Annotated in this window: 5 protein-coding genes; 2 read left to right on the forward strand and 3 right to left on the reverse strand. The window is 57.3% G+C overall.

Annotated features, from left to right (window positions below):
- Window positions 1-229 precede the first annotated feature (229 nt).
- Together CO655_RS24275 and CO655_RS24280 are read left to right on the forward strand one after the other, a co-directional pair.
- Window positions 230-1,513, forward strand: coding sequence for an SIR2 family protein (locus CO655_RS24275; protein ID WP_097667139.1), 1,284 nt, complete (start codon window positions 230-232; stop codon window positions 1,511-1,513).
- Window positions 1,510-3,573 (forward strand): ATP-binding protein, encoded by a 2,064-nt coding sequence (locus CO655_RS24280; protein ID WP_097667140.1) that lies wholly within the window; start codon window positions 1,510-1,512, stop codon window positions 3,571-3,573. The genes CO655_RS24275 and CO655_RS24280 overlap by 4 nt, the downstream gene beginning before the upstream one ends.
- Window positions 3,574-3,683: 110 nt before the next feature.
- Here the strand turns inward: CO655_RS24280 and CO655_RS24285 are convergent, their stop codons facing one another.
- Genes CO655_RS24285 through CO655_RS24295 form a run of 3 tightly spaced genes read right to left on the reverse strand, consistent with a single transcriptional unit; the run spans window position 3,684 to window position 6,946 of the window.
- Window positions 3,684-5,741, reverse strand: a complete 2,058-nt coding sequence (locus CO655_RS24285; protein ID WP_097667141.1) for a 3'-5' exonuclease — start codon at window positions 5,739-5,741, stop codon at window positions 3,684-3,686.
- A 9-nt stretch (window positions 5,742-5,750) separates the two neighbouring features.
- Complete coding sequence (locus CO655_RS24290; RefSeq protein WP_141514355.1) at window positions 5,751-6,083, reverse strand: hypothetical protein; 333 nt, start codon at window positions 6,081-6,083, stop codon at window positions 5,751-5,753.
- A gap of 41 nt (window positions 6,084-6,124) precedes the next feature.
- Complete coding sequence (locus CO655_RS24295; protein WP_097667143.1) at window positions 6,125-6,946, reverse strand: hypothetical protein; 822 nt, start codon at window positions 6,944-6,946, stop codon at window positions 6,125-6,127.
- Window positions 6,947-7,051: the final 105 nt, after the last annotated feature.

A 7,051-nucleotide genomic window follows, 5' to 3' on the forward strand; every position in this document is an offset into this window, starting at 1 on the left:
CAGATCTGGCTCCCGGTACCGGCCACGAACGTCTTGATCACCGTCAATCGAATTGTCGAAGTTCGAGCCATCGGCGTTCCTCGTGGTGAGGACACATCGTCGTGATCCAACGAGCCTCCAGCCTCATATTGAGCAACGACCAGCCGTTTCCTTGACGCTCGATCTTGGCCTAGTCTGTCATGTAACCGAGGCAACCGCTAAACTATAGGTCGCGATTCGGAGGGATAAAATGGCGGGTATCGGCAAGCACTTCTATAGGGTGGGCAGCGCCTCGTATTCGAGTGAAGCCGTCCCGGACGAAGACAAGGCTCTGAACGAATTCATCGCACAGCATCGAAAGAAAATCGAACCCTGGCTTTCCGCGACATTCCAGGCTGAGCATCTCAATCTTCTGATCGGCAGCGGCTTCACTACGGCAATTGGGAAGATCGCCGGCTCGCCGGCTACCGGGATGGGAACGATCAAGCTCGGCGGCGTTTACGAGACGTACATTGACGAGCATGCCCAGGTGACTGCCAAGAAGATGGGCCGCGGCGAGGCAAACATCGAAGATCAGCTAAGGAGCGCCCTCGCGGTTCTTGCCGGAATTGAGATTACTGACATCGAAGACGCAGAGGATCTGAGGAAGCGGGTAAATTCCCAGCTACGGGCTTTCCTCGAATCCTTGCTGGAGACGGAGATTGGCATCGCCAAAGCATCCGGGAAGAAAGCGTCTGACATGGAACTCGCTTTGCAGTCCTTCCTTCTGAGTTTTGCGAGCCGGACGGCTTCGCGCGAACGGCTGCATGTGTTCACGACGAACTACGACCGCTTGATCGAACATGGTTGCGATCTGGCTGGCCTTCGAATGATTGATCGCTTCGTTGGCGCCCTCAATCCCATCTTCCGGGCTTCGAGATTGGACGTCGACTATCACTACAACCCTCCTGGGATACGGGGCGAACCGCGTTTCATGGAAGGCGTTGTTCGGCTGACGAAGCTTCACGGCTCTCTGGACTGGATATACGACGACGCCCGCAGGACGATTTCGAGACTAGGACTGCCTTTCGGTGCGCCGCTCGATCACACGGGAATTCCCCATGACCCCGTTGACACCGTAATGATTTACCCAAATCCTGCGAAGGATTTCGAGACCACACATTATCCATATGCGGAACTCTTCCGAGACTTCGCGGCATCGGTCTGCAGGCCCAATGCAGTCCTCTTCGTTTACGGCTACGGTTTCGGGGACGACCACATCAATCGCGTCATCCTCGACATGCTCTCCATTCCATCGACGCATGTCGTGATCGCGGCTAGATCGATGAGCGAGCGACTGGAACTATTCCTATCCCGAACCCGTGAAGCACAAACTACTTTGCTTGTCGGGACCCACTTCAGCGACTTGCAAACGATGACCCGCAACTATCTGCCGAAGCCTGCTCTCGACTACATTACGGCCAGAATGACCGCGCTTCTGAAGGAGCGTCCCCTCGATGTCTCCATGACCACTCCGACAGAGGGCGTGCAATGACCTACCCTATCCAGGCGTTGTCAGATCTGGTCATCGGAACCGTTGAGGCCGTATCTCCATCGGAGATCGAAGTGTCACTTGGTGGCGAGACTCCGCAAGCGATCGCTCTAAACACCGGGATTCCGACGCCTTTTCCCCGCATCAACAGCTATGTACCGAACGAAGTCGGCGCGACCGTTGCGTACGTGACCTGGATTGGAGTCGTGAAGTCGGCGATGCCTCGTGGAGGTCAAAGAGACCTTGCGCTCGTGGATCTGCCGTTCCCTACAAGGAGGATGAGCGTGTCGCCCATCGGCACCCTACTCCTGCGAACAGGAAGTGACGGCAAACCACGACAGGAGCTTTCGCGCGGCGTGCTAGCATTCCCCTCGGTAGGTGATCAGGTCTTGATCCCGACGCCGGACCAGGTGGCGGCCATCGTCGGCGCCGGCGACACCGACCGTCGCGTTGTCATAGGGTCCTCTCCACTGGCAATGGACGCTGACATTATGGTCGATCCGGACAAGATATTTGGACGGCACCTGGCTGTTCTCGGAAACACCGGAAGCGGAAAGTCCTGCTCCGTGGCCGGTCTTATACGATGGTCGCTCGATGCCGCTGCCGAACAGAGACGAAAGGCAGGCAAACCTGGGAGGCCTAATGCGCGCTTCATCATCCTCGACCCCAACGGAGAGTATAGTCGAGCCTTTGCCGACGACCCCACGAGTGTCCGGGTTTTTCGTGTTCCCCCACTGCAGGATGAAGAAAAGGCTCTGAAGGTTCCGGCATGGCTCTGGAACGGCAGCGAATGGAGTACGCTTTCACAGGCCCAACCGGCCGTGCAGAGGCCGCTCCTTTTGCAGGGGCTGAGGGAGCTGAAGAGCGGCGCGCAGCTTGACCTTTCGCCAGAGGCCAAGGTGGCCCGACTGGTTTCCTCTTATTTGACATCGGTTAGATCGACCTTGGCGAATGGTCGCCAGGAGTACACCGGCTTCCCGGGCAACAAGAACTTCGGGGGCGTACTACTCACACTGGCTGCCGATTGTGAGACTTGGCCAGCGATCATCGACGACCCTTATTGCGAAGCCATCGAAGCGGTACAATCGACCGTCGACGCGCTTATCCAGGCAAAGCTGGAGAGAGGGAAGTATTGGAGCGACTTCGCTGCCGCCGACCTCGAGGAAGTTGCCGCCTCTCTCGAAACGCTGCTCGATGCGCTTCCGGCGGAGGAAGCGTTGGAGCATATGCACGAGGACGCGCCTCGCATTTTCGATGTCTCCAGTCTTTCAAGTCATCTGGAAGCTCTTGCCGCGCGCCAGTCCGCGAATGTTGCGAACTTTGTCTCGACACTGGGCTTGAGAATACGAGGCATGCTCGCGGACAATCGGCTCGGCAGCGTCATCAACGATCCGGAACCACCGGAGTTCAAGGACTGGCTGGAGGACCATGTAGGAGCGAGCAACGCTTCTAATGGGAACATAGCCGTTATCGACCTTTCTCTTGTTCCGTCGGATACGGTGCACATTATCGTTTCGGTCCTTGGACGTGTAGTGTTCGAAGCTTTACAGCGCTATCGACGCACCGCTGCACAATCCCTGCCTACCGTCCTAGTTCTCGAAGAGGCGCATAATTTCGTCAAGGGTGTTGGGTCGCCTGATAGGGAAACATGGAATGCGTCCGACCTCTGTCGTGACGTTTTCGAGCGCATCGCCCGCGAAGGACGAAAATTCGGACTTGGTCTTCTGGTCTCCTCACAAAGGCCTTCGGAGCTTTCGGCTACCTTGCTTGCTCAGTGCAACACATTTCTCCTCCACCGCATCGTCAACGATGCGGACCAGAAACTGGTGTCCAAGCTGGTGCCCGATAACATCGGCGGGTTGCTGAAGGAGCTTCCCGGTTTGCCATCCAGGCACGCAGTCCTTCTCGGTTGGGCGGCGCCTATCCCAGTGCTCGTTGAGATGCGAGAATTGAAACTTGAACATCAACCGCGTTCGACTGATCCAGCATACTGGGACGTTTGGACCGGGATCGAGAAACGTGAGATCGATTGGGACGCACTCGTCAACTCATGGCAGGGTTAGGGGAATGCGGGTTTTGTACTCGTGACCGGCCTTTACACAATTGCGAGCGGCGAGACGTCCCGACATCCCATGGCGCGCCGACGATTGCACTTGCCGCTGCAAGATTGCGGCTAGTCGGTGAAGTCGACGAGATACTCGGAACCCGGTCGCTTGCCGGTAAGAACCAGATGTTCCCGCGCCCGAGTGCAAGCTACGTAGAGTAGCCGCCGCTCCGTTTCGTATACGTCGTCAAGCTCCGCCTCATCGGCGGCATCCGCCACGCGCTCGTCGAGAGGCAGGATTCCTTCATCGCAAGCCATTACGACTACGGCGCGAAATTCCAGACCTTTCGCCAGGCTCATCGGCGACGTGACAATATCAGCAGCCCCATCGATTTCCGGTATGCTTGCTCGGGCACGCGGGATCAATTGCGACGTCCGCACGAAGACGCCGATCTCATGAGCAGCGATACCTTCATCCAGCCAGGCGGCGATCGTCGCGCGCACACTGTCGGATTCCTCGCGCTCATTCTCAAAGGTTCTGATTTCCGGCGGCGGACCAGAGAATACGGAAACGATACCGCGACGCTCGTCCTCGAGCCCATCGGTGTCGCGTAGAACGTTGGGCAAGAGCTTGTCAGCAGCCCGGCGGATCTGCTGTGACGTGCGATAGCAGACCTTGAGCGTATGCGACCTGCCGCGAACGTCGATGCCTAGGCCAGCCCAAGAAAAAGGATGCTGGAAGATACGCTGGCCTACATCTCCAGAGAGAAAAATGGCGTCGGCACCCGCCGGAGCCAATGCAGCAAAGAATCGGAGCTCTGCCGGCGCAAGATCCTGTGCCTCATCGATGATGATGTGGTCGAATGGATTCGACTTCCTGTCGATGATCGAACCGGCAAGGCTTGTGAAGACCTCAGACCAGGTTGTATAGCGCTCAGCCGACAATGACGCGCGTACCGACGCAAACACGGGCCAGAGCCGCTCCCGCTGGTTCGGACCCAGGCGGCTCTTGCGGCCCATTCTTTGAACGGTCGCATAGGCCTCCGGCGACGTAATCCCCCAGGCGTCGATCACATTGGTCCACTCCGACAGCAGGAATCGATCCGAGAATCCCTTCAGATCGGCTTTGGTCGCGGCATCGTGGAGCCATTCCCTAAGCACCGATTCTGACGCAATCCGGGGGCGCACGCCATACTCGAGTTGATGCATCTGTTCCGCTATTCCGCGAAAGGAGGCGGTGGTGATGCGAGGTACAATGCCGCCAGTCTCCGGCGCGAGTACGAGAAGCTTCTTTGCCATGGCGTCGGCAAGGGGCTGGGAGAAACTTGCCAACAAAATCCGAGCATTCGGGTTTTGCCGGGCCAGCCGGACCGCGCGATGGATCGCGACGATCGTCTTGCCTGTCCCGGCCGAACCCGCCACGCGGGCAGGTCCAGCGAACGTTTGCTCAACCAGCGACCGTTGCGAGGGATGGAGGAAGACCCCCCATTTCTCCCACGGGAAGGCGAGTGCCTGTTCCAGTTCATCCTGGTCAGCAATCGGACGAATCCTGCGCAGTGCATCCGGGTGGAAAAATGGATCGGCGGGGCGAGCAACAGGCGCGGGCAGTGTACCCGTGGCGGCATATTCCAGTAGCGCCTCGGAGGCCTCTGCTGGCAGATGCGTCGCAAGTGCAAAAAAACCTTCCTCGTTGGCGTCGCGGACATCGGCGAGCCAGTCTTCGGGAACACCCGCTGACAGCAGCGCCTCATCGTCGAGAGACGCGAAAAGCGGCTGAAACGGTGAAGCGTCCTTCACGCCATTCGCAGGCTCGGGGAAAACGAAGTTAAACGTTCCGGACGGCGCAACGTCTTCGACACGCTCGCGCACTTCGACGATCTGTATTGCACCTGTCCGTGGATGCGCCTCAATCCGCCGACGCTCAGCCCACGCATAAGCCGCGTCGTGATGGTCGACATAGGCAACCAACATGCTGTCTCTCGTCCTGTGGACGATCAGCCTTATGTCTCGATTGACACGAGCCGACCAGAAGTTCGGATCCTTGCTGTTGTCAATGCGATGGAGCTGTAGCCCGTTGCCGGACGGATCCATCTGTAAATCAAAGACACTGGCCTTGACTGCCTTCTGATCCAAGCCTGATAGGCGGTTGAACGAGGCCGTGAATGTCTCTGCTATCAGGAAGTTCACGTCACCACCTCACTTCCATTGTGCACGCAGCCGGTCGAGCTGTTCACTCCAGAATTCGATCTCATCAACAAAGGAATATCCAAGCGATCGCGAAAGGTCGAAGAAGCCCTTGCCCGGTTGCAGATCGTGTTTGTGAACCACCAGCGCGGTGATGAGTGGTCGTCCGCCTTCGTGCTCATCAGTGGAAAGTTCACCAAGAAAGTGAGCGAGCCGCGGGTCATGCGGCTCCATCTGAACCGCCGAAATCTTGCTTGCCAGTTCCGAATAGGTGATCGGGTCGCAGCGCTTCGCTCGCTGCCTCAGAATGATTAGGGCCTCGTCCTTGGCCTTCTTCCAGGCCAAGGCACCAAATCCGTGATCGAAGTTTTCCCGCCGCATATCCATCAGGCCCATTGGTCAGAAAGGTTGTGGCGAGTTCCGAGCATGTAGAGGCCACTATGCACGTCCAAGATACTCCAATCCGATTTACCCTTAAGGAGTTCTTGCATCAAAGCGTTGTTTTCATAAATGGCGCCGGGCTCGAATGCCTCGTTATCAAGTGCGCTTCCCGCAGGCTTTTGGGGCAGCAACTTCGCTTGGTGCAGTAGCGACAGGCCCATATAAATCGGCCCTCCCGGTGGAAGCATGACTTCACGGTTCTTGAGTGTGGAGGCCAAGGCAGGCTTCGAGAACAATGCCACCATAAACATTGCTGTCGCATTCCAACTGCCTATGTAGCGCGGTCGCTCTTCTGTTTTCGACAGTATCGGCTGCAGCCATCGCTCTTGCGCGCGGCCATAGCTCGCAAGATCATCCGGCAAATCTCTGGGCAACCTGACTTTTTGAAACATTGCATAGCCGCCAGTGAGAGACTGTTCGATCGGGGTCGGGCCGCGCTCAAGGTGAAATGTCTTTGCTTTGCCAAGCGATGTAGAATCGAGGGTCGAAAGGACCTTCGTCGCATTGTCCGTAAAATCGTCGTGTATCTGGGCTAGATGCCCCCATCCTAGCCCGACGGCGAAGCAGACGTGCCACGGGTCGCGATCGGGAAACTTGGCCAACTGGTCTGTGATTTCGTCGAACGCGAACTTATTCAGCTTCTTACTGCCGTCGTGCAGCAGTTGCTGAACTTTTGATCGTGCTGGGCCTCCGCCGATTCCGCCGCCCTTCGCGCAAAGTTCGTTGAAGGTTGTTTGGACCATATTGAGCGGCTTTGCGATCTTCATGATCAAACCCCAAAAACCTTCATTACTTCATCCCCGAAATGATTAATGACCTTCACCGCAATTCTGCCTGCCGATTCCGATGAAGCCGCCCCTTTGTTCCGAGAT

Source organism: Rhizobium sp. M1 (assembly GCF_002531805.1).
Lineage (GTDB): Bacteria > Pseudomonadota > Alphaproteobacteria > Rhizobiales > Rhizobiaceae > Rhizobium > Rhizobium etli_C.

What these genes read in the sequence shown, in the direction of transcription:
- CO655_RS24275 (WP_097667139.1), top strand. Translation starts at nt 230, where the DNA reads ATGGCGGGTATCGGCAAGCACTTCTATAGGGTGGGCAGCGCCTCGTAT.
- CO655_RS24295 (WP_097667143.1), bottom strand. Translation starts at nt 6,946, where the DNA reads ATGAAGATCGCAAAGCCGCTCAATATGGTCCAAACAACCTTCAACGAA.
- CO655_RS24280 (WP_097667140.1), top strand. Translation starts at nt 1,510, where the DNA reads ATGACCTACCCTATCCAGGCGTTGTCAGATCTGGTCATCGGAACCGTT.